Origin of the sequence: [Clostridium] hylemonae DSM 15053 (genome assembly GCF_008281175.1) — a bacterium.
GTDB classification, from domain to species: domain Bacteria; phylum Bacillota; class Clostridia; order Lachnospirales; family Lachnospiraceae; genus Extibacter; species Extibacter hylemonae.
Map to the genome: position 1 here is coordinate 2,589,923 of NZ_CP036524.1, position 22,144 is coordinate 2,612,066.

General features: G+C 49.0%; 20 protein-coding genes and 1 pseudogene. 4 read left to right on the forward strand and 17 right to left on the reverse strand.

Annotated features, from left to right (window positions below):
* Positions 1-26: 26 nt before the first annotated feature.
* From LAJLEIBI_RS11995 to LAJLEIBI_RS12040, 11 genes and pseudogenes are all read right to left on the reverse strand, one after another.
* The gene (locus tag LAJLEIBI_RS11995) at positions 27-2,516 is read right to left on the reverse strand and encodes an ABC transporter permease (protein WP_006442342.1); all 2,490 of its coding nucleotides are present in this window, start codon (positions 2,514-2,516) and stop codon (positions 27-29) included.
* The gene (locus LAJLEIBI_RS12000; RefSeq protein ID WP_006442343.1) at positions 2,509-3,198 is read right to left on the reverse strand and encodes an ABC transporter ATP-binding protein; all 690 of its coding nucleotides are present in this window, start codon (positions 3,196-3,198) and stop codon (positions 2,509-2,511) included. The genes LAJLEIBI_RS11995 and LAJLEIBI_RS12000 overlap by 8 nt, the downstream gene beginning before the upstream one ends.
* A gap of 106 nt (positions 3,199-3,304) precedes the next feature.
* On the reverse strand, positions 3,305-4,231 hold the full coding sequence (locus LAJLEIBI_RS12005) for a sensor histidine kinase (protein WP_149301921.1): 927 nt from the start codon (positions 4,229-4,231) through the stop codon (positions 3,305-3,307).
* Positions 4,219-4,887, reverse strand: coding sequence for a response regulator transcription factor (locus LAJLEIBI_RS12010; protein WP_006442345.1), 669 nt, complete (start codon positions 4,885-4,887; stop codon positions 4,219-4,221). Before LAJLEIBI_RS12010 ends, LAJLEIBI_RS12005 begins: the two co-directional genes overlap by 13 nt.
* A 129-nt stretch (positions 4,888-5,016) precedes the next feature.
* Positions 5,017-5,775: a MerR family transcriptional regulator gene (locus LAJLEIBI_RS12015; protein WP_040434804.1), complete on the reverse strand. Its 759-nt coding sequence runs from the start codon at positions 5,773-5,775 to the stop codon at positions 5,017-5,019.
* A 145-nt stretch (positions 5,776-5,920) separates the two neighbouring features.
* Positions 5,921-7,507 carry an ABC1 kinase family protein gene (locus tag LAJLEIBI_RS12020; protein ID WP_006442347.1) on the reverse strand — a complete coding sequence of 529 codons (1,587 nt, stop codon included), beginning with the start codon at positions 7,505-7,507 and terminating at the stop codon, positions 5,921-5,923.
* The gene (locus tag LAJLEIBI_RS12025; protein ID WP_006442348.1) at positions 7,500-7,877 is read right to left on the reverse strand and encodes a phasin family protein; all 378 of its coding nucleotides are present in this window, start codon (positions 7,875-7,877) and stop codon (positions 7,500-7,502) included. The genes LAJLEIBI_RS12020 and LAJLEIBI_RS12025 overlap by 8 nt, the downstream gene beginning before the upstream one ends.
* On the reverse strand, positions 7,870-8,217 hold the full coding sequence (locus tag LAJLEIBI_RS12030) for an MmcQ/YjbR family DNA-binding protein (protein ID WP_006442349.1): 348 nt from the start codon (positions 8,215-8,217) through the stop codon (positions 7,870-7,872). Before LAJLEIBI_RS12030 ends, LAJLEIBI_RS12025 begins: the two co-directional genes overlap by 8 nt.
* A gap of 16 nt (positions 8,218-8,233) precedes the next feature.
* Positions 8,234-8,629: a diacylglycerol kinase family protein gene (locus tag LAJLEIBI_RS19505; RefSeq protein ID WP_040435405.1), complete on the reverse strand. Its 396-nt coding sequence runs from the start codon at positions 8,627-8,629 to the stop codon at positions 8,234-8,236.
* Between the two features lie 36 nt (positions 8,630-8,665).
* Positions 8,666-9,271: pseudogene (locus tag LAJLEIBI_RS19510) on the reverse strand (phosphatase PAP2 family protein); the annotation flags it as partial.
* 90 nt (positions 9,272-9,361) lie between these two features.
* Entirely contained in the window at positions 9,362-10,228 is an 867-nt protein-coding gene (locus LAJLEIBI_RS12040; RefSeq protein ID WP_006442351.1) for a ketose-bisphosphate aldolase, read from the reverse strand.
* A gap of 312 nt (positions 10,229-10,540) precedes the next feature.
* On the opposite strand from LAJLEIBI_RS12040, the gene LAJLEIBI_RS12045 reads away from it, so the two are divergent.
* The 3 genes from LAJLEIBI_RS12045 (at position 10,541) to LAJLEIBI_RS12055 (ending at position 14,438) form a co-directional block, all read left to right on the forward strand.
* On the forward strand, positions 10,541-11,392 hold the full coding sequence (locus LAJLEIBI_RS12045; RefSeq protein WP_040434806.1) for a glycyl-radical enzyme activating protein: 852 nt from the start codon (positions 10,541-10,543) through the stop codon (positions 11,390-11,392).
* 12 nt (positions 11,393-11,404) lie between these two features.
* Positions 11,405-13,468, forward strand: a complete 2,064-nt coding sequence (locus LAJLEIBI_RS12050) for a pyruvate formate lyase family protein (RefSeq protein ID WP_006442353.1) — start codon at positions 11,405-11,407, stop codon at positions 13,466-13,468.
* 82 nt (positions 13,469-13,550) lie between these two features.
* Positions 13,551-14,438: a MurR/RpiR family transcriptional regulator gene (locus LAJLEIBI_RS12055; RefSeq protein ID WP_083790592.1), complete on the forward strand. Its 888-nt coding sequence runs from the start codon at positions 13,551-13,553 to the stop codon at positions 14,436-14,438.
* A 90-nt stretch (positions 14,439-14,528) separates the two neighbouring features.
* Here LAJLEIBI_RS12055 and LAJLEIBI_RS12060 read toward each other — a convergent pair whose 3' ends face one another.
* The 4 genes from LAJLEIBI_RS12060 to LAJLEIBI_RS12075 all read right to left on the reverse strand — a co-directional run bounded on the left by LAJLEIBI_RS12060 (position 14,529) and on the right by LAJLEIBI_RS12075 (position 18,684).
* Positions 14,529-15,467, reverse strand: coding sequence for an aldo/keto reductase (locus LAJLEIBI_RS12060; RefSeq protein WP_006442355.1), 939 nt, complete (start codon positions 15,465-15,467; stop codon positions 14,529-14,531).
* A 33-nt stretch (positions 15,468-15,500) separates the two neighbouring features.
* Positions 15,501-16,331, reverse strand: coding sequence for a carbohydrate ABC transporter permease (locus LAJLEIBI_RS12065; protein WP_006442356.1), 831 nt, complete (start codon positions 16,329-16,331; stop codon positions 15,501-15,503).
* A gap of 15 nt (positions 16,332-16,346) precedes the next feature.
* The gene (locus LAJLEIBI_RS12070) at positions 16,347-17,246 is read right to left on the reverse strand and encodes a carbohydrate ABC transporter permease (protein ID WP_050765536.1); all 900 of its coding nucleotides are present in this window, start codon (positions 17,244-17,246) and stop codon (positions 16,347-16,349) included.
* Between the two features lie 136 nt (positions 17,247-17,382).
* Complete coding sequence (locus tag LAJLEIBI_RS12075) at positions 17,383-18,684, reverse strand: ABC transporter substrate-binding protein (RefSeq protein ID WP_006442358.1); 1,302 nt, start codon at positions 18,682-18,684, stop codon at positions 17,383-17,385.
* A gap of 368 nt (positions 18,685-19,052) precedes the next feature.
* Here LAJLEIBI_RS12075 and LAJLEIBI_RS12080 point away from each other — a divergent pair, with 368 nt between their 5' ends.
* Positions 19,053-20,300 (forward strand): ADP-dependent glucokinase/phosphofructokinase, encoded by a 1,248-nt coding sequence (locus LAJLEIBI_RS12080; protein ID WP_040434811.1) that lies wholly within the window; start codon positions 19,053-19,055, stop codon positions 20,298-20,300.
* Positions 20,301-20,341: 41 nt separating this feature from the next.
* On the opposite strand, the gene LAJLEIBI_RS12085 is transcribed toward LAJLEIBI_RS12080, so the two are convergent.
* On the reverse strand, positions 20,342-21,172 hold the full coding sequence (locus LAJLEIBI_RS12085; RefSeq protein WP_006442360.1) for a sugar phosphate isomerase/epimerase family protein: 831 nt from the start codon (positions 21,170-21,172) through the stop codon (positions 20,342-20,344).
* Positions 21,169-22,143 (reverse strand): phosphoglycerate dehydrogenase, encoded by a 975-nt coding sequence (locus LAJLEIBI_RS12090; RefSeq protein ID WP_040434812.1) that lies wholly within the window; start codon positions 22,141-22,143, stop codon positions 21,169-21,171. The genes LAJLEIBI_RS12085 and LAJLEIBI_RS12090 overlap by 4 nt, the downstream gene beginning before the upstream one ends.
* Position 22,144 lies beyond the last annotated feature (1 nt).

Consider the following 22,144-nt stretch of genomic DNA (forward strand, 5'->3'; position numbering starts at 1 on the left):
CGTTCTTTCCTGCCGCGGCACGGATCTTACTCAAATCCGCGGATCCTCTCCACGATCGTCTTCTTTCCCGCTATCACTTCATAGACGGCCAGCGGAACGAGCGTGCATACGGCCGATACAAGTGCCGTCATTGCCAATACGGGCAGCACCGGAACGCTAAACGCGATCCCCATGTAATTCAGCGACTCGTAACACGCATAGGTGACTCCAAGCCCGGCTGTAGCTGTCAGCAGCAGAGAGATACCCGCAAACAGCAGCCCTTCCCTGATGAGCATGCCTTTCACCTGTTTTTCCGTCATCCCCACGCTCTCCATGACAGAGAGCTCGGTCTGTCTGTTCTGTATATTTCCGGATACTGTGTTAATATAATTCATGATCCCTATCATCGCGAGTATGAGCGTTATCCCGATCCCTACGCCCATCATATTGCCCTGTGCCTTTTTGACCGACTTCATAGTATCTATCTTTGAATCATATGACACATCTCCCCCGTGAGGGCCTTTTTCCGCAAAGTCCTTTATCTGCGCCTCTGTCTGCGCGTCATACTCTTCTTTATATTGGATGCCTGCTCTGGAGATCCATGGATCTTCAACGGTCTTATCCACGAACGCGTCACTTACGATTATCACAGGCGCCATACCTGTCATATATGCATAATACCCGTCATCCACCATACCACCGATCTCCATGCTGTACGACTGTGCGCTGTCATCATACGGAGTAAAAGCAAGCTTTTTCCCTCTTACATCAGACAGCTTAAGCGACAGATCATCCCTGTATATGAGGCACGTCTCTCCGTTCATGAATTTCTCTTTATCCACCGGTTTTTCCAGCGTACTGTTCACATAATCAAATTCTTCCTCGTCGATCCCGGACATAAAGGTGTAGAACTTTTCCGGATGCTGCCGGTATTCTTCAACGTCCTGTCCGTAGCTGTGGTCCATCCACGTCTCATAGAATTCTTTCATCCACATATCAGAAAACCCGGGCTCCCACGGGATGATGATCTGTGTGCTCGTCATGGGATGCACTTGTTTTACACCGTCCATCTCCCTGATCCCTGTAATAAACTTTTTATCTATTATTCGGGCCCACTTTGACGTGTCTTCTTTTCTCAGCGTATCATTGGAAATGATCAGGTCTGAATTCATGTAATTGGACATTATCGTCCGGGCTCCATGGCTCTCGATCATTGTGACAAGACAGAGAAATACAGACAGACAGGCTGCCAGGGACAGGATGACGATACCGGTCTTTTTCTTATCCCTTCCAAGCTGTTCCCGAGCCATCCTCCACAGGATATTCCCCTTTCCCGTCTTATGCGACGGCTTATTCCCTGATACCGCCCGGTAGCCGAGCGCCTCCAGCGGAGATACGGAATCCGCGATCCTGGCGGGCCTGCGGCTGCCAAGGTATATGGTAGCCGCGGCGACGGCAACGCTGAGCAGGAAGACCGCCGGATGAAAGGCGACCTCCACCTCGTCACGTATGCCCATCAGCTTCACGACTTTCGGGATCAGAAAGAACGATACCGCTGATCCAAGCAGGATCCCTCCGGCCGTACCGGCGGTCCCGATCATGAGCATCTGTCTCTGTATCAGCCTCCGTATCTGCTTTCCCGTCATCCCGACCGTCTGAAGAAGGCCGTAATATCGTATACTGCCCGACACCGACAGGTACAGGATGTTGTAGATGAGCAGGTACGCGCTCAGACAGGTCATGATGATGAGTCCCGCAAGTCCTGCCACGATCTGTACAGACATTTCCACCCCGGATGAGTAAAAAAGCCTTTGCTGCTTTCCAAGTTCCAGGGAATCCCTGAAATCCGACTGTGCCCTTTCCGTCATCAGCACAGATTTAAAATTCAGGTACAAAATGCCGGAGTTTGTATCAGAAAATTTATATCCGGACTGCTCAAAAAATGATTTTGACACATAGAATACTTTGTTGTCCCCATAGCCTTCCCATATGCCTGATATGATGAATTCCTTCGTATGCGTGCCATGTTTGTCCTGATAAGTAAGCGCAAAAGAATCTCCTGTCCCCAGATCCCCTTTTCCGCAGTCTTCCAGGGCGGCCTTGGTTGCCAGCAGCTCATTTTCCTTTGTCGGATATCTTCCCTCCATCCGTTCTACTGCCGGTTTTCTCTGCGTGTTCCAATAAGTGTCGTCGCTCCATATAAGGATCGTATGCAGCGTATCATCCTCGTCTGTCTCTTCCGTGTAACCGGCTTTTGCTTCTGTGCCGATGGTTGTGATATCTGCATTCTCTTCACACAGCTGTCTTTGCTCCTTTGTAAATCCTCCGATAAGAACCGCGTCAAAATCCGCCCCTTTCATCCGCATCTCCTGACGCGTCTGCATCTTAAAGTAAGTGATGCCAACTGTCAATATGGTAAACAGAAGGAAGGCCGACAACAGAATGGCCGTAGCCATCACCGCGTTTCTCCGCCGGTTTCCTGCCATGGAACGCCGCGCCAGCTTTGTGATTATTCTGCCGTTGTTATTCTTAAGCATGACGCTCACTTCCCTTCACGATCCGGCCGTCCTCGATACGGACGATCCGGTCCGCCAGCTGCGCAATATCCTGGTCATGCGTGATGAGCACGAGCGTCTGGTGAAACTGCCTTGCGACCACCCGGAGCAGCCCCATAACATCGTGGCTTGTCCCGGTGTCCAGATTACCGGTCGGCTCATCCGCAAGTATGATAGATGGTTTTGAGGCAAGCGCCCGGGCTATGGCCGCCCTCTGCTGCTGCCCGCCGGACAGCGTACACGGAAGCGCCTCCCTCTTTTCATCAAGCTTCAGAAGCTTAAGTATTTCATCCACAAACTCTCTGTCCACGCGGGCGCCGTCCAGCTCGATCGGCAGGATGACATTTTCATAGACGTTCAAGTCCTGTACCAGATTGTAGCTCTGGAACACAAATCCAACTTTACGTCTCCTGAAGACCGCCAGCTGTTCTTTGTTCATGCGGGATAAATCTTTCCCGTCCACGATCACCTGTCCTTCTGTCGGTGTATCCAGCCCGCCTATCATGTGGAGCAGCGTACTCTTACCGCTGCCCGACTTTCCTACGATAGCGGTAAACTTACCTTCCTCCGCCTGAAAATCCACGCCGTTCAGTGCCTTTACCGTATTTTCTCCAAGCTTATAATACTTTTTCAGATGTTTTGTCTCTACGATCCATGTCTTCATCTTTTCTGTCTCCTTTCTTCTTTACAACAAGCATATCTGAAAAAAATCACAAACCGTTCACAAGAAAGAAGAATCACAGACTTGTGACTCTTCCGGCAATCCCTTATTATATCCCGTTCGGAAGATAAATACAGAACTCTGAACCCGCTCCCGCTTCGGACCGCACTTCTATATATCCTTTCTGACGTGTTATGATCTCTCTTGCAAGATACAGCCCTACGCCGATCCCTTCCTCACCGTGCACTTCCGGCTCGCGGTAGAACCGCTGGAATACAAGCGGCTGCCTTTCCTGTGCAATGCCTTTTCCGCTGTCCTTAACGCTTATCTTTGTAAAGAACTCCTGCTCCGTTACGCTTATATGCACTGTTCCGCCCGGATCTGTATACTTTACGGCATTGTCCAGAATATTGAATATGGCCTCGCTCGTCCATTTCCCGTCGTGGGTCACCTGTATCTCTTCAGCGCATTCCACACTGATCTTGATCCCCTTTTTCCCGGCGGCGGGAACTGCCGCCTCAGCCGCACGCACGAGTGTCTCAAATATACGCGCCTTTTGGTACTGTATCTCAATGATACCCGCCTCCAGGCGGGACATCTTGACCATTCCCTGGAGGAGGAAATCCAGCTTTTCTGTCTGCCCCGCCATCTTTCCAAGAAATTCACTGTACTTTTCAGAGTCAGGAGCCCCTGACTGCAGAAGTTCCAGATACAGCTTCATATTGGCTACAGGCGTCCGTGTCTGATGGGATATGTCAGATATAAGTTCCTTCATCTGTCTCTTCTCTCTGCTGTTTTCCTCATATTTCTGATGCCACATGTGATTTATCTTCACAAGCTTCCCCTCTGTCTTGCCCCACAGTGTATCTTCGGGAAGTCCGCTTTCTTTCAGCTCCTCCCCCTTTTCCATCACGTCCAGACTCTTCTCCAGTTTTTCCGTAAATGTATAGATGTCTCTTTTAAGCTCCCGCATCCGGTGCCACATAAGGGCTGCTGCCGCGGCAAAACAGAGTGCGGGAATGATTACTTCAGCCATTGATACCCCATCCCGTAAACATTTGATATATATTTGTGCTTCTCATCCTCGATCTTGCCCCGCAGCCGGTTTACGTTCACCGCAAGCGTATGCCTGTCTACAAACTGGCCGTCGCAGTCCCACAACTGTTCCAGCAGTACCGAATAGGTGAGCAGCTGCCCGGCATTGTCTGTGAACAGGCGCAGCATCCGAAATTCTGTGGGCGTCACCGCACATTCAGTTCCTCCGGCTTCCATCTTTGCCATGTCAAAGTCAATCTTCAAAAAGCCGTCATCATATATATTTCTCGCACCCGTGTCCGCGCGCTTTAAGATGACGTTCATCTTTTTCAGCAGGATCTTCATGGAAAACGGCTTGGTCACATAATCGTCCGCGCCGGTCTCATAACCGTTGAGCGCATCCTCCTCCATATCCCGGGCCGTGAGGAAGATCACGGGAATCTCCTTTTGCTCCTTCATCCACCTGCAGAGCGCAAATCCCTCTCCGTCAGGCAGATTAACATCGAGCAAAACCAAATCTGCACATTCCTGCCAAAAGAGGCGCCTGGCCTCCTTCAGGGAATGTGCAGATATGACGAGATACCCCTCCCGTTCAAGGGAATAGGATATACCTTGATTCAGTTCTATATCATCTTCTACAATTAATATTTTCTGCATAGTGCACCTCTTATATTCGATCGCTGACTCTATTATACCGTCATATGAGAGGTACTGCAATTATTCAATAATCACAAAGTCGTGATAACTTCCGCGCCGCTAGGATCGCTGCCCCGGCTGCCGTTCCCGTCAGTCTGCCCAGTGGTCCACAGCCTCTTTGAGCAGTGCCGCGCAGCCTTGTTCTTCCTTGTCATAGTATGCCCGGAACCGTTCATCTTCCACGTACATGCGTGTGATACCTCTGTGCGCCTCAGGCGTATACTGCTTCCAGGTCATACAGAGCCATTCTTTGTGCAGCGCCGCAATGCTGCCGGCTTCTTCACCGTCCGGTTTTATACCTGATCGGACGCCTTCCTCCAGCAGTCTGCGTATCTCGCCGCCAAGTTCTTCAAACCGTTCATACTCTTTCTCTGTCATGTTCAGCACCTTCCGGTTGGACGCATCCACAGATTCATCTCCATACTTCTGACGTGCCTCGGCTCCGTATTTTTCTTCGTTCTCTTTTACCATGTTCTCTTTGAACACTTCAAATTTTTCTTTATCGTTCATGCTGCATTCTCCCTTCATTGACGATATGGTCTGCTTTACTGTCCGGATCAAGGCATCCACGTGCCTTTTTTCCTCGTAAAGCCCCAGAAGGTGATCCTCCAATGCGCTCATAATATCAAAACCGTCCTCATAGAGAATACTCCGTATACACTTCAGGTCAAATCCCCGCTCCCGGTAAAATAAGATCTGCTGCAGCAATGCCACTTCGTTTCTGCCGTAATAACGGTATCCGGCCTCTGTGGTAGAGAGCGGCTTTAAGAGACCTATTTCATCGTAGTAGCGCAGAGTGCGTGCACTCACTCCGGCCATGTCCGACAGTTCTCTTATACTATACTCCATTTTCATCACCTCCTCCGGTCCAAACCAAGCATACTTCTTTACGCGACGTCAAAGTCAACCGTAAAATGCAGAAAGTTTCCTGTACCTCCTGGAAAAATGACGGCATATCAAAAGATATGCCGTCAAAAGTCAGTATCTGTATGTTCTATTTTCTCTTTGTATGGATATGACTCAGAAAGATCCATACAGCAAGTCCCAGCGCCAGCAGATAGCCAAAGGCACCCAGCGCGGGGATCCCCCACAGCTTCGGTTTCATATCCGTGGTACATATGATGCTGGAGCTTATGAGAAGGGCCGTCACGAGGAATCCCATGACAAGCTTCTTCACAAGCTTTGTAAGCATGGCGTTCAGATCCTCTGTCGCGTGCAGATCCAGATTTATCCGGTTCTGCCCCTTTAAAAAGCCTCTGAGAAGGTCCGCCGCCAGCGCAGGGATATCCAGCGCCTTGTGGATCGAGCGGTATATGCTCCTCCCCCCGCTTTTCAACTCCTTTTTCCATCTGCCGCCGGCCAGAAGATTGCCCGCGATTCGCGCGGAAGCCACCTCGACCATATTGATCTCCGGGCTGATATCTGCAATAACACCCTCCATATGCGACATACCTCTTGCCAGCATGGTGAGGCCGTGAGGCATGATGATCTTATTGTCCTTCATCACCTCCATTAAATCTTCTATGATCCCGGCAATGTCGATCTTTCCAATATCCGTGGTCCCGTACCTCGTCAGCAGATTTCCGATGTCCGCATACAGGCGGCTCTGGTCTGGCTTCTCTTTAAACTCACCAAGCGCCATAACGGATTCCAGTATCTGCCCCACATCATTCTCTGCCACGCCCTGCACGGCGCCCGCGATCAGTTCTTTGTCGCGGGGGCTTAAGCGCCCCATCATTCCCATATCGATCCAGATGATCTTTCCGCCCCGCACCTTTACATTGCCCGGATGAGGATCCGCATGGAAAAAGCCGTCCTCCATGATCTGTTTTACATAATTGTCCGCCAGCTTGCTGCCGACTTCCGCCAGTTCGTAACCATTTTCCAGAAGACGCTCTTTCTCATCGATTCCAAAACCGTCGATATACTCCATCACGAGCACCTGCCCGGTCGTAAATTCCCGATACAAAACAGGGACATCCACGAATGCGACTTCCCTGTTTAACCTTGCGAATTCTTCCATATTAGAGGCTTCGTTCAGAAAGTTCATCTCCTCCTGCGCCACGCTCCACAGTTCATCCAGCACAAGGTCCAGATCTACAAGTCCCTTCATATTGACCGGCGGCAGAAATCTGACCGCTTTGTGGAGCAGCCCTATATCGCGGGACATCGTGTCATAGATTCCCTGCCTCTGCACTTTAACGACGACTTTCTCCCCGCTTTCCAGCACTGCCCGGTGTACCTGGGCGATAGATGCCGAGCCAAGCGGCGCGTCGTCGATCTCCTGAAACACTTCCCCGAGCGGACACATGTAGGAGGCCTCGATCACCTCCCTGACCTGCTCAAAAGGCATAGGGCTTACGTCCGAGCGAAGCCGCATCAGTTCATCACAGTACCGCTTCGGCAAAACATCTGAATGCATGGACATGATCTGGCCGAGCTTAATATAAGTAGGTCCGAGATCTTCCAGTATGAGACGCAGCTTTTCCGGTGTAACACCCCTGGCGATACTGTGCTTTTTCAGGACAGACATGATCTCCTTAAGCCTTGTCCCGTATTCTGTTGATGTTTCCTTACTCATTTGACGCTCCGTCGCTCTTTCCTTCTTCCGGGCCTTCCTCTGTCATCTCTCCCTCAGATTTTGGGTCTGCTTCCTGTTCCAGCCCTTCGAGCAGCTCCTTAAGCTGGCTTATCTGCTCCGGCGTCATCTTGTCAAGCAGCTCTCCGAGCTCTTCCGGCGTGGTCGGTTTTACTTTTACCGTGACATTATCTTTCACTGCCTTTTTTACATTGTGCTTCAGTTCTTCATTGAGCACCTTGCCCTGTTCTACTGTCAGTTCTCCCTTTTTTACAAGGTCATCCAGAATTTCTTTTGACTTCTCCGCCGTTGTGGCCAATGCGCCTACTCCTGCCAGCATTACCTTTTTTAAACTTTCACCTAAGTTATCCATTCTCTTTTCTCCTTTCTCCTGTCAAATCATAACTATCACCTATCATCCTGCATATCTCTTCATCCGGCACAGTTCCGTCAAGGATAATAGAGTTCCAATGTTTTTTATTCAAATGATATGCCGGCAGTACCGACGGATAGGTTTGCCGCCACACTTCGGCCCATTCAGGGCTGCATTTTACATTTACCCATATATGCCCTTCTCTTTCAAAAATCCAGGCAAATACTTTTCTGTTGTCTTTGTGCCTGACCACGCACCAGTCCGTGTCCCGGAACGGATAGTCCTCATAGACATTTTGAAAAGCCAGGCAGTGAGAGATCACTTCTTTTCGTTCCGTCATGCATCCACCTCCTCCGTCATTTCAGAGCAAACAGCGCCAGTATCTTCGGGCCGAATATGATCCCTCCGATGACAGCCGCTGTCATCGCGGCTATCAATACCGCTCCTGCCGCTGTGTCCTTGGCGATCCTGGCGCGCCGCCTGTGCTCCTTCGTCACAAGGTCCACCACAGCTTCCACCGCTGTGTTGACAAGCTCCAGCGAGATGACAAGGGCGCACAGAATAAGGCAGATACACCATTCAGTCACAGAGAGCTTGAGCGTGATTCCAAATACGACCACCAGCCCGAGAGCCGAATAATGTATCATCATATTCCGCTCTGTTTTCAGCCCGGTTATAATTCCTGCAAACGCATACTGAAAGCTCTTAAGGAGCGGATTGATCTCCGCCTCACTCTGCCCCCGGCCGGGTATCCCTTTTGCAAAATACCGTCTGGCTACAGACGTATATATGATAAGGTAGATCATTCCCGCAAGGAAACCTCCCAGGACGTCGGTCGCATAGTGTACGCCGAGATAGATCCGGCTAAGAGCGGTCAGTACGATCATCGTCAGACAGATAACCGTACCGGCTGTCTTATAAGTCCTGCTCTTCTTCGTCTGCCATATGAGGAAGAGAATAAACCCATAGAAACTGGCGGCCAGCATAGCATGTCCGCTCGGAAAACTGTATCCTGTCTCTGCGATCATCTGCTGTCCCTGGGGCGGGCGCTCCCGCATGATCCACCCTTTGGCAGCCAGATCGAGGAGCACAGCCAGAACGAGATTTACAAAGAGCGCAATGAGATACTGCCGCTGCCTGAGCGTGTGTATCATGGCCATACTGATAATGAGCAGCACCACAGGATGTACCATATTCGTCATCACTTTGAAAAATCCGGTCAAAAACGGACACCGAAGTGACTGGACCGCCGTGCACACAGCTATATCCACCCCTTCCAGGCGGTAGCTTCCGGTCACATCTCCAAGAAGAAGGACAAAAGCTGCCAGTCCTACTATAAGCACTGCCAGCTTCCATATGTGAATTGTATTGCCGCCTGTCCTGTCTTCTGCCATGGTATCCCACCTTTAGAGTTTTATAACTTTGGTTTTATTATACCACTCTTTAGCGGAAAGAACAAAAGAAAGCGGTTATTTTACGATCTGCTATTTATACAGCTTTGCCTTGCCCGCGGTGCCGAGAAGTTCAAACTTATGAAGCGCCACTTTCTTCATCTGTGCAATGCACGGCATGTATATGTCCTCCGGCTCTCTCAAATACGGGTTTTGCAGCACCTCTCTGCATTTCTGGTAAAACGCGTCCTTGACATCACTGGATATATTGATCTTGTTGATCCCCATTCTGGACGCCTCGGCTATCTCCTCGTCCCTGTTTGCCGAGCCTCCGTGCAGCACAAGAGGTATGCCTACTTTCTCCTTTATCTCTCTCAGCCGTTCCAGTTCAAGTTTCGGCTGCCTTCCTTCCGGATAGATACCGTGACATGTTCCTATGGCGACAGCCAGCGTATCTACGCCTGATTCCTCAACAAACCTTTTTGCAGCCTCCGGATCTGTATAACGTATCTCCGTACTCGTCGTCGATTCAATATCCTGATTCGTCGTCCCTATCGTGCCCAGTTCTCCCTCCACTGACACTCCTACCGCATGGGCCAGTTCACATACCTCACGGCAGATGCTGACATTTTCTTCAAACGGCCGGCTGGAAGCGTCTATCATAACAGAAGTATACCCGCACCGGATCGCCTTTACTATCTGGTCTTTGCGTGAACCATGATCCATATGTATGCACACAGGAATATGTGTCTTATGTGCCTCCTCAATGACTGACTTTAAAAAAGATTCACCGGCAAATTCCAGTTCATCCGGATGTATCTCAATGATCATCGGCGCGTCAGCCTCCTCTCCTGCTTCAATGAGCCCGCGCAGTATCATGCTCGTAGGCGTATTGAAAGCCGGTATCGCAAAACAGTTTTCATTCGCGGCCGATAATATTTTTTCCATATTCATTAACATGTCTTTTTCCTCCTATCTAAGATTCATCGTTCTACTCAATGTAACAATAATTACACATATTTTATATATAATGTAATTATATTTTCATAAATATATTTTGTCAAGGATTTTAATATCTAATTTTCCAGCACTTTACAGCTGTTTTATAAAGCATTTCCTATGTTTTTCCATTATTTATAATTATTTTTCTTTTGTTATAATGTATTATATTTGAAAATTTATTTTTATATTTTATATTTTTATTGAAATTTTTGTTTATCAATACTATAATATAGTAAACTGTTAACCGTTTATGCCAAGGGAGGAATTTCCATGACGACAGGCACTATTTTCGACATCAAAGAGTTCGCGCTTTACGATGGGCCGGGAATCAGGACTACCGTATTTTTCAAAGGCTGCCCCCTGCGCTGTACATGGTGTCACAACCCTGAAGGTCTCTCTTTCGCCCCTCAGCTGATGACAGCAGTAAACAATTGCGTACACTGCGGAAAATGCACCGCGGCCTGCCCGCGCAGCGGCATGGACTGCAACGCCTGCGGATCATGCGTCCCGGTCTGCCCGCTTCATCTGCGGAAAATATGCGGAGACAAATACTCTTCCAGGGAACTGGCCGCCCTCCTGATGAGGGACGCAGATTTCCTCCGCAAAAACGGAGGCGGAATCACTTTCTCAGGTGGAGAACCTACATTTCAGTCCGCTTTTCTGCTGGAACTTTCCAGCCTGATGCCCACCGTTCACAAATGTATAGAAACATGCGGATACTGCAGCGCCCAGATCTTCACATCCGTCCTCGACGAAATGGATCATATCATCTTCGACCTGAAGCTGGCAGACCCCGGCATGCACCGCAGATACACAGGCACGGACAACAGACCGATACTGGATAATTTAGAACGGTTAAAGAAAAGCGGACGTCCGTTTACCGTCAGAATCCCCGTTATCCCCGGCGTCAATGATGACGACGCCAGTCTGGACGCCGCCGCGCGTCTCCTCAAAAACGCACCGGCGCTTGACCAGGTGGAGCTGCTCCCCTACCACCTCACGGCAGGCGCAAAATATCCAATGGTAGGTCTTGCTTATACGCCCGGATTTTCCGTCAGCAGTAACCCCCGCCTGAACACAGATATTTTCAGGCAATATGGAATCCCATGTACACATTTATAGGAGGCTGTTCATATGAAAAGCAATTATATCCAAAAACTATATGATTATTTTATCGTAGGCAAATCCCACAGAGTGTACCGCCAGCCGGCCGAGGACCCGTACAGGCAGGCCGGGAAGTGGTCGCGGCAGGGCATAAGCGACACAGCGCGGGCGTCTCTCCGCCTCAGATATGTGCTGGAACACGAAAAACCCGTCGTACTGCCCAGCGAAAGGATCGCTCTTTTAAGAACTTTTCCGACGGTCCCCGAGCTTCACACAGAACAGGAAGACAAACGGCTGAGAGCCCAGTTTGCTTTTCACGAAAACGGCCGGGTCTTCAACATGTGTCCCGACTATCAACTGTTCATGGAAGCCGGGTCCGGCGCCGTCAAAGAAAAAATAAAGCTTCAGATGTCCAAAAACATCACAAAAGAGCAGCGTTCACTTCTGGACGCGATGCTGGACTCCCTGCTGTGCATGGAGGAACTGGCAGACAGATACCGCGCGGAAGCCGCGTCTGCCGGCAATGCTGTCGTAGCAGAAACTTTTGCCAGCATCCCCCGCAATCCGCCCCGTTCCTTTCTTGAATCACTGCAGTTTCTGCGGCTGCTTCACTATACACTCTGGTGTAATGGCAATTACCACAATACACTGGGGCGCATCGACCAGTATCTGTATAAATATTACCGGCTCGATCTGGATTCCGGCAGACTGACTAAAGACGATGCCCTGGAATTACTGGAGGAGTTCTTCATCTCCTGCAACAAGGACAGCGATCTGTATATCGGCATACAGCAGGGTGACAACGGCCAGACCGTCGTACTGGGCGGATCCGGGCCGGACGGAACAGACGACTACAACGAACTTTCAGAACTGTGCCTGATCGCAAGCCGGGAGCTCTGCCTGATAGATCCGAAGATCAATCTCAGAGTTCACAGGAATACCCCGCTCGAAACATACGAACTGGCGACAACACTCACCCAAAAAGGACTTGGGTTCCCCCAGTATACGAACGACGAGGTCATCATCCCCGCCCTTCTCAAGTGGGGCTATGACAAGACCGATGCTTACCGGTATACAATAGCTGCATGCTGGGAAATACTTATTCCAGGTTACATGGACCTCGTCAACTGGGACAGTCTCTGCTTCCCGCAGGCGGTGAGCGAAGCCGCGGAACATCTGGAGTCGTGCGGTGACTATGACGATTTTGCCCGCCTCGTACAGGAAAATATTGTCAGACAGGCGGATGCGCTGATGAAATCTACGGAAAACGTTTACAAAGAGCCTTCGCCTTTCCTCAGCCTGCTCTGCCCGGACTGCCTGAACGAAATACGGGATATATCCGCTCCGGGCAAGTACAATAATTACGGCTTCCACGGCGACGGCCTTTCCTGCGCTGCAGATTCCATGGCAGCCGTCCGCAGATATGTATTTGACGAGAAGCTTTTTACTGCTTCCCAGCTCACCGAAATGCTGCACAAGGATTTCTCAGGATACGAGGCCGAACAGAACATCCTCCGGTACGAAGCGCCAAAAATGGGCAACAACGATGATTATGCAGACAGCATCGCCGTGCAGCTCATCGACTCGTTCGCAGCGGCACTGGACAGCCACAGAAACGACAGAGGCGGCCGCTTCCGCCCGGGCACAGCCTCCGCCATGTACTACATCTGGCACTCCAGAAAAACCCCCGCCACAGCCGACGGACGCAACGCCGGAGAACCATTTTCCTGTAATTATTCTCCTTCTTTATACGCCCGCTGCAAAGGACCCGTATCTATTATAAAATCTTTTGCAAAGCCTCACCTGGAAAAAGCCGCCAACGGCGGTCCTCTGACACTAGAACTGCACGACTCTTCCTTCCGGAACAGAGATGCCTTACGCAAATGTGCCATGTTTGTGAAAAGCTACATGGAACTCGGCGGTCATCAGCTTCAGCTAAACGCCGTAAACCGGGAGCGGCTCATCGACGCACAGCGGCATCCGGAAAGCTATAAAAATCTTATCGTCAGAGTCTGGGGATGGAGCGGGTATTTCGTAGAACTGGACGAAGTATACCAAAACCATATTATAAAACGGGCGGAAATGACTTTTTAGACGTTTTTCATTTCAATATGATTCAATTTGATGTAAAATAAATATGGATATAATTTCCAATAACATTTAAGGAGGTTTTCTTTTGAATTCTCTAACTAACCCTATTCTGGCCACAAAGCTTCATTACATGCATTTCAATCCTGCCATGAGGAGGATTGCCGATATATTGATCACCGACACGCAAAGCCTGCTGAACTGTTCGATCGGTGACATTGCAGAAAAAAGCAATGTCAGCGCCGCTTCTGTGACGCGTTTTGTTCAGATATTAGGTTATAAAAACTTCAAAGCATTCCGTCAGAGCCTGCAGGAATACCTCCTCGCCGGCCAGGACCAGCTTTCTGTCACATCATCGGAGATCGCCATGTCTGAGTCATCCGCGCCGGAAAGTATATGCAATTATGTCATCCAAAGCGAAATAGAGATGTTGAGAGACACTTTATCCCTCATGGATTTTCCTACTATGGATAAAGTTGCAAAGAAAATCTGCAGCGCGCGGCATGTGATATTTATTGGGGAAGGCCGTTCCTATATCGCGGCCCAGAGCGCCTGCAACCGTTTTGACCGTCTCGGCATCCTGTGCAGCTGCTACGGAGACCCCCACAGTATGCTGCCGGCCATCGGAATGGCGCAGCCGGAAGACCTCATAGTCGGCATCAGCAATTTCGGTCATTCAAGGCCTGTTGTAAACTGTATAAAATACGCCAGAGAACACGGTGTCCCGACTGTTGCCATTACAAGCTCTCAGGACTCTCCGCTTGCTCAGCAGGCAGAATCTCTGATCATCACCGGGTTTAACTACAACAATCTTGCAAACCAGGGCGAGATCATCTGCTACGAGCCCATGTCCGAGAACCTGCCGCAGTTTTCTCTCATTGACTGCCTTTACCTGATCGCCGGAAATTATCAGAGCAAAGAACGTGTCAACCGTTATTACGAATGCACCCGCCTGATCGAAGCAGAACGGATATAGCGGCCGTCTTTACACAGCGCGGGATAAAATTTTCATCGTTTCAGCAAAAACGGTTCTTCCTGAATGAAAGAACCGTTTTTCTAACATATATCACATAATTGGGTAGCCTGCCGCCAAATATATCTCATACCAGTCCTCATAGGACAGCTCTACGTCGCATGCCTTGCAGCACTCTTTAAAGCGCTCTGTCTTCGTCGTCCCGCAGACCACCTGCATATCCGCCGGGTGACGCAGGATCCACGCCACTGCAATGGTCGTCTTCGACACGCCGTGACGCTCTGCCACCTTTTCCATCGCCGCATTTACTTTTTCATATTTCGGATTATCAATAAACACGCCGTCTATAAAACCATACTGGAACGGAGACCACGCCTGCAGCTGAATCTCTTTCAGCCTGCAGTAATTCAAGATTCCCCCGTCCCGGTCCACAGCATAAAAGTCATGATTGTTCGTGGCGACAGGCTGCACGCACATATCCGCATGCACAATGCTGAACTGCATCTGATTCACTTCGATCGGTACGCTGCAGTATTTCTGCATCAGTTCTATACCAGTAGGGACCTCGTTGCTCACGCCAAAATGGAGCACTTTTCCGGATTCTTTCATGATCTCAAAGGCTTCTGCGATCTCCTCCGGTCTGAACAGAGGGTCCGACCGGTGCAGCAGAAAATAATCCAGATGGTCTGTCCCAAGCCTCTCAAGGGAGGCGTCCAGCGTCCTCAGCAGATGCTCTTTTGAATAATTATGAAACGGACGTCCGTCCGGGTAAAATGTAATACCCCCTTTTGACTGCAGCACGATCTTGTCGCGCAGTCCCGGATATTTCCGGAAGGTCTTCCCGAGCAGCGACTCCACGCCGCCTTCCTTTTCCCCGTAACAATTCGCCGTATCCACAAAGTTTGTGCCATTTTCAATCGCGTTTTCCAGAAGGTTTTCAACCTCCGCCTCTTTCATTCCCTCGATCCGCATTGTTCCCAGTATAATTGAGGGCAATGCCTCTCTGCTTTTATTGGCCGATACTCTTTTCATCCTCTGATCCTCCTCTTCTTTTTTATCTGTTCATCAGTTTTTGACCGCCCCGGCCGTCATGCCTGCTATAAAGTATTTCTGGAAAAACAGGGCAATTACGATCACAGGGAGCGAACCAAGTATGCTCATGGCCATGATATCGTTCCACTCAAATGCGTACTGCCCCATCATGGAAGCTATTCCAATCGGAACCGTCCTTATCGCATTTGTCTTCGTCAGTGTAAGGGCATAAAGATATTCATTCCAACATTGGATAAATGTATACATCCCCACCGAGACCATTCCCGGAACGGACGACGGAACAAGCACTCTCCACAACGCCTTCCAGTGGGTTCCCCCGTCGATCAGCACCGCTTCATCCAGCTCTTTGGGCATCGTGTTCATGTAGCCTGTCATCATCAAAATCGCATAGGGCAAAGTAAATACGACATAAGTGAGCACAAGCGCAAGCTGGCTGTCATAGACTCCGAGCCTTACGATCAATATGAGATACGGAATCAGCAGCGTGATCGGCGGAACCGCCTGCACACTTATGATCACCGTATTGATGATCTTTTTTCCCGGGAACTCAAAACGGCTGAATCCATACGCCGCCAGCAGTGCAATGACCAGCGTACACAGCACTACCACTGCGGCAATGCCGTATGAATTAAGGAAAAACCTCACCTTTTCCGGATCGCCCAGCACGGATATATACGCTCCCAGACTGAAGCTTCCGTCTATCAGCTTCGGCGGGTGGGCAAAAATGTTGACGTTTGACTTAAACGAACTGGACAGCAGCCAGAGGACCGGGAGACCGGAAAACAGCGACGCGGCAATAAGCCCTGCCCACAATCCTGCTTTTGTATGTACTTTTGTTTTCACTGCCAACTCCCCTTTCTATTCCCTTCTCGTCTGGTTCCTCACATAGAATACCGCCAGTATCACACAGGCAGCCAGAATGAGCACGGCGGCAGCCGACGCCTTTGCATATTGGAAGCTCTGGAACGCAGTTTTATACACATAGGTACTCATCATTTCCGTCGCGTGGGCCGGTCCGCCTGCCGTCAAAAGCCAGATGAGCGAAAAATTCTGAGTTGTCCAGATAAAATCCAGCATTGCAATGCTGACCAGAATCGGTTTCAACTGCGGAATTGTGATATAGAAAAATCTCTGCCGTGCATTTGCCCCGTCGATCCCCGCGGCCTCGTACAGATCATCCGATATCCCCTGAAGTCCTGCCAATATACTTATCATATAGAAAGGATACCCCGCCCATATGTTAATGAAAGTCAGCACCCACAAGGCGGCCGAACGGTCGCTGAGCCATTCTACCGGTTTTGCTATCACGCCCAGGACAGAAAGCAGATAATTCACGACTCCATGCGAATTCAGCAGCAGTTTCCACAGGATCGCAATCACCGTCGCATTAAACATCCAGGGCAGCATGAACACGATACGAAAAATCGCTTTAGCTGTTTTCCCAAGACATCTGGCATTGATCATAAGGGCGAGGGTCATGCCGATCGCCATATGGAAGACTACATTTATCACCACAAATATGACCGTATTTTTTATCGATCTTGCAAACACAGTGTCCGACAAAATGGCGCTGTAGTTGGCCATTCCCACCCAAACAGGATTATCTGTCACGATAACATTGTCGAAAAAAGAATAAGAGATCACCATGCCGATCGGAACGAACAGAAGCACGAGCAGCAGGATACAGACGGGCGCCACATACGCATAAGGATATATTCCTTTCATCTGCCGTCCCGGCAAACGATACTTTTTCAACATTCTGCTTTCCGTTTTATCAAACATAAGTCATTTATCCTTTCCGTTATATTTACAGGTTCAGCGTCAGGAACCTGTAAATTTGCAAAGGAGTCCCGCGCAGTTCCTGCGCGGAACTCCTGCCTTTCAGTTCCTTTCCTTATTCATAGGCTGCATCAAACTGAGTCTGAACTTCACTCAGCATATCGTTTACATCGTCATAATCGCCGTCAAAGTACATGACCAATCCGTCAATAAACGCACTCATAAGCGCCTCTGCGGTAGGCATTGAATAATACTCCGCCACTCCATTACTGTTCATATATACATCGTATATTGCCTTAAACGCATCCGAATCATCTTCATACTGCGGCTCTGCCTCCGAGTTGGCCGGGAACGCGTTGGCATGGATACAGAGATCCGCATTTACTTCCGGAGAAAGCAGGTACTCGATAAACTTCGCAGCTTCTTCTTTGTATTTGCAGTTTTCTCCTATTCCTACCGCCCAGTTATTGACACGCACATAACTGTCCCCGCTGTAGTCATCCTTATGCGGCATATTCATATATGTAAAGTTCATGTCCGGAGCCTGTTCACGTATATTGGACATATGTGCCACAGAATCTGCGATAAACGCAACTCTGCCGTTTGTAAATTCTTCTACTTTGTCAGCGTCAGTCATTGTGTATATTCCAGGAGAAGTGACTTTTGCGTCAATGAGCCCCTTCAGGAATTCACATGTGTCTGCCAGCACTTCATTGTCTGCTATAAACGGTTTTCCGTCGTCCGTCAGGATAGAACAGCCTGAATTCCAGGCGAAAGCGGTCAGATATTCTACGCTGGTCGCATTATCCGTACTCATATTAGAACAGAACCCGTACACATTATCCCCCGAATCCGTGACCTTTTCACAAGCTTCCTGAAATTCAGACCACGTCTCGGGCAGAGTGTCGACGCCCGCAGACTTGAGCAGATCCAGATTAACGGCCATCATAGATGGAAAGTTAACGATCGGCTGCGCATACAAAGCTTTGTCTACCTTTGTGCCCTCCGCAACACTTTTCGCGTCAAATCCGGTGTCCTCATACAGCCCGTCCAGCTTTGCCAGCAGCCCCTGCTTCGCGTAGTCATAGATCCAGCCGCCGTCCAGAGCCACAATATCAGCCATCGTGCCTGCCGCCGCGCTTGCCTCCAGCTGCGTCTTCGTATCTGCATAAGGATTGCTCAAAAGCTTTATCTTAATTCCCGTCTCTTCATAAAAATCATCACAGATACTCTGCAGATACCCTTCTTCCATCTCATTGTCAAACCACTGCTGGAATTCAAGCACTACTTCAGAATCCCCGCCTTTTTCATCTTCCTCCTTCTTTGAATCTCCTTTTCCATCCGAACCAGAACCACAGGCAGCCAAAGAAAATACCATCAATACTGTCATGAATAAAGCTACTGTCTTTTTCATCATCTCAGATTCCTCCTAATCTTCTCATATGAATGTGCAAACCTCTTTTCTTTGTTGATCATGGTATTTTCAAAACCGGTTTTTTACCTTGATACTACTTATAATGTAATTATATTTTCTTATATTTGTAATGTCAAGCAAAAATAACACCTGTAAACATATCGTTGCTTTTTGATTTTTCAGCTATTTTAAGGCGTTTTTTCTTGTATCACCCTTGTTTTTAATTGCCTATAATTTTAATATATTAATATTTATATGAAAATTTATTTTATTTTTATTCCATAATTTTATTGATTACATTCTTTATATGGATTATAATAGTTGTAAATATACTTCCCAAAAAAATATATAAAGAAGGAGGTTCAGATATCATGAGACACTATATTGCCATGGGATTTCAGAACACCGTTGATTTCGAGCTGGAATGGGATCCGGATATACTCCATTCACTTATTGATTCCTACCAGATTCATGAATCAGAAATCTGCTGTGATGTACAAATACGATCGGAACGGGATATCATCATAGCACTGCTCGGTTATATGAGGTCCGGAACCGGAGGGGAACGCTTCACATCGTCAGATTCGATCGTCCGTTCTTTTGCAGACCGCTTTTCCTATGAGATCACATTAGGCGGCACCCCTGTGCGCGCCGCAGAATCTATGGGGCGTCTCGGGTACCGCTGCTGTCTCCACGCCTGCAGCTTCAACCGTTATTTCAGGGATCTCGTCTCTCCGACCGTTGACTGGATAACAAGTGTGCCGGATGAGGGGGATGCGTTCCATCCTCATGTCATTTTTCAGTTCCCCAAAGGAGCGCATATAAAAGGAAATGATATTGATTTTACCGTTCCCCGCTCCAACCGGGCCATCTTTGACTACGACCTGCCAAGCAAACGACTCATGATCAATGAAGATTTCCGCGCAATGATAAAAGATGCCAAGGTGTTTCTGGCAGCCGGTTATAATGTGATCGAAGATAAAGAAGTATTAAAAAGAAGGCTGAATACGACCATACAGATCATGGAAGAACTTTCCCCGGAATGTATCACTTTTTACGAGGACGGCGGACACGAAGATATCTCCATCGGTCTGCTTACGATACAGACTCTTGCCCCGCATCTTGATATGCTGAGCCTGAATGAGGACGAGCTTCAGGGATACGTACAGCACCCTGTAGATATAACCAGTGCTGAAGAAGTAGCCGCAGCTGTAAAAGAAATGTACGAACAGGCGAAGGTTCCGCTTCTCATCTGCCACTCCGCCTATTGGGCGCTGGCATATGGCGTACAGCCCCGAAACGTGCAGGAAGCCCTGGAAGGCGGCATCTGGATGGCATCTACAAGATTCCGCATCGGCAGCAGGTTCACAGAACAAGATTACGAAGATACAAAAGCGATTCCGGCAAGGCACTCCAGCATCGGCTTCTGCCGCAGGCTCACTTCACTGTTGGGAGAAGAACGACTATTGTGCCTCCCCGGACTGGATCTGAACCACGTCGGCCGCCCTGTGACAATAGGGCTGGGAGACGCTTTTATCGGCGGCTTTCTTCCGGGACTGCTCTCGGAAGAAGAGAAAAAGTACATAAGAACAGACAGAAGTGCAGGAAAATATCAATGAACAAAGGCCGATGCAGTATTATCTGCACCGGCCTTTGCCGTTTACCACAGTGCAAACGCACGTCTCAACGTCTCCACATCTCTTTTCATTGCCTCATAGACATCCCTGCATCCTGATTTAAATGCCGGCTTCCGGTAAAAATTTTCAATCATGAGCCAGCCTTCATATCCACCTCTGCAAAGTACCTCTGCGGATTCCTCAAACCCGGTCTCTCCCTCCCCAAAGCATCGGCATCCCTGTACATCCGCAAGTCCTTCTTTAAAATGTACTTCCGCAATATCAGAGACGTCCATCTGTCTCAATTCCTCCGACGGACAGGCACCGGCAAAATACTGAGTATTCTGTGTGTCATAATATATCTTAAATGATGTTGATCCAATATAGTCTGACATTTCCTTCAGCTTTTTCGGAGAAAGCACGGTTTCCACCGCTACGGTCACATTCTTTTCCTCTGCCTCTTTACAGACTGTCCGCAGCATTTCTGAGGCATTTTCAATATCTGCTTCTGTTCTGAGATAACCATCCCAGCAGCAGGGCAGCATAAGAAGGGGTACATTCATCTCCACGCACGTACGGATTCCTGTCCTGATCGCCAGAAGCGAGATATCCCCTTCCGGAGTACCGAGACGGTTCACAAGCCCGCCAGCCCTTGAAAAACCGTTACATCCCATGGATGCGATCTCCATCCCGCACTTCTTTGCTTCTTCTGTATACAAATGCTGTATTCTTTTTTCTGCCATCGGAAAGCTCTGGGAATAGCTTCCCCAGTCGTCGATCTGCACACCGTCTGCTCCAAGTCCGGCTGCAATAGCAAATACGGAAGGACCTTTTATTGGCATCACCCATTCGCAGAATCCTATTTTATTCTTCATATAGTTCCCCCTGTTCTGTTTACCCAGTATAAAGGTTCCCTGCCTTCCAGCACATCTAATATTCCCTGTGCCGTGCAAAGGCTTACATTTCTGTATGCCTCATATGTCTCTGCTCCAGTGTGGGGAGTGCAGATGACGTTGTCACACGTTAAGAGCAGCGAATCCGCCGGAAGCGGCTCTGTCTCAAAGGCATCCAGCGCTGCCCCCGCCAGGTATCCGCTCTTAAGCGCCTCTGTCAGCGCTTCTGTATCTACAACCGCACCCCTCGCACAATTGATCATACAGGCACCCCGTTTCATCTTTGATATCATAGCTTTATCTACCAGATGATATGTCGCAGACGTTGCAGGCAGATGTACGCTCAGTATATCACTTCTCTCCACGACTTCCTCCGCGGACACAAGTCCTACATTATATTTCTTTGCGTATTCTGAATCAGGATGCAGGTCGCAGGCAATCACTTCCGTCTCAAAGCTGCTTAACTTCTTTGCCACCAGTTTTGCGACAGCGCCAAATCCGAAAAGCCCCACTGTCTTTCCTTTCAGTTCTCCTCCTATGTACCGCACCCACTGTCCCTGACGTATACCCTCGTAAAGCGGCAGTATATTCCGCAGCAACTGTATCATAAAGCCTACCGTAAGCTCCGCCACCGCATTTGAATTCTGTCCCGGCGCGTTGATCACCTTGATGCCGTATTCCTTTGCAGTATCACAATCAATATTATCTGTTCCTACTCCGAACTTTGCTATCACTTTCAGCCTCGGAGCCATTCGAAATACTTCTTCCGTCCACTCATCCAGACCGACGACAGCAGCATCTATATTTCCCACCACTTCGGCAAGCTGCTGAAACGTATAATAAGGCAGCGCACTTTCATTGATCATAAGTTCATGTCCCCGGGATTCCAGAAGCTCCCTGGCATCTGCACAGAGCTCATGATAATGAGACGCTGTGATCAGTATTTTTCCCATC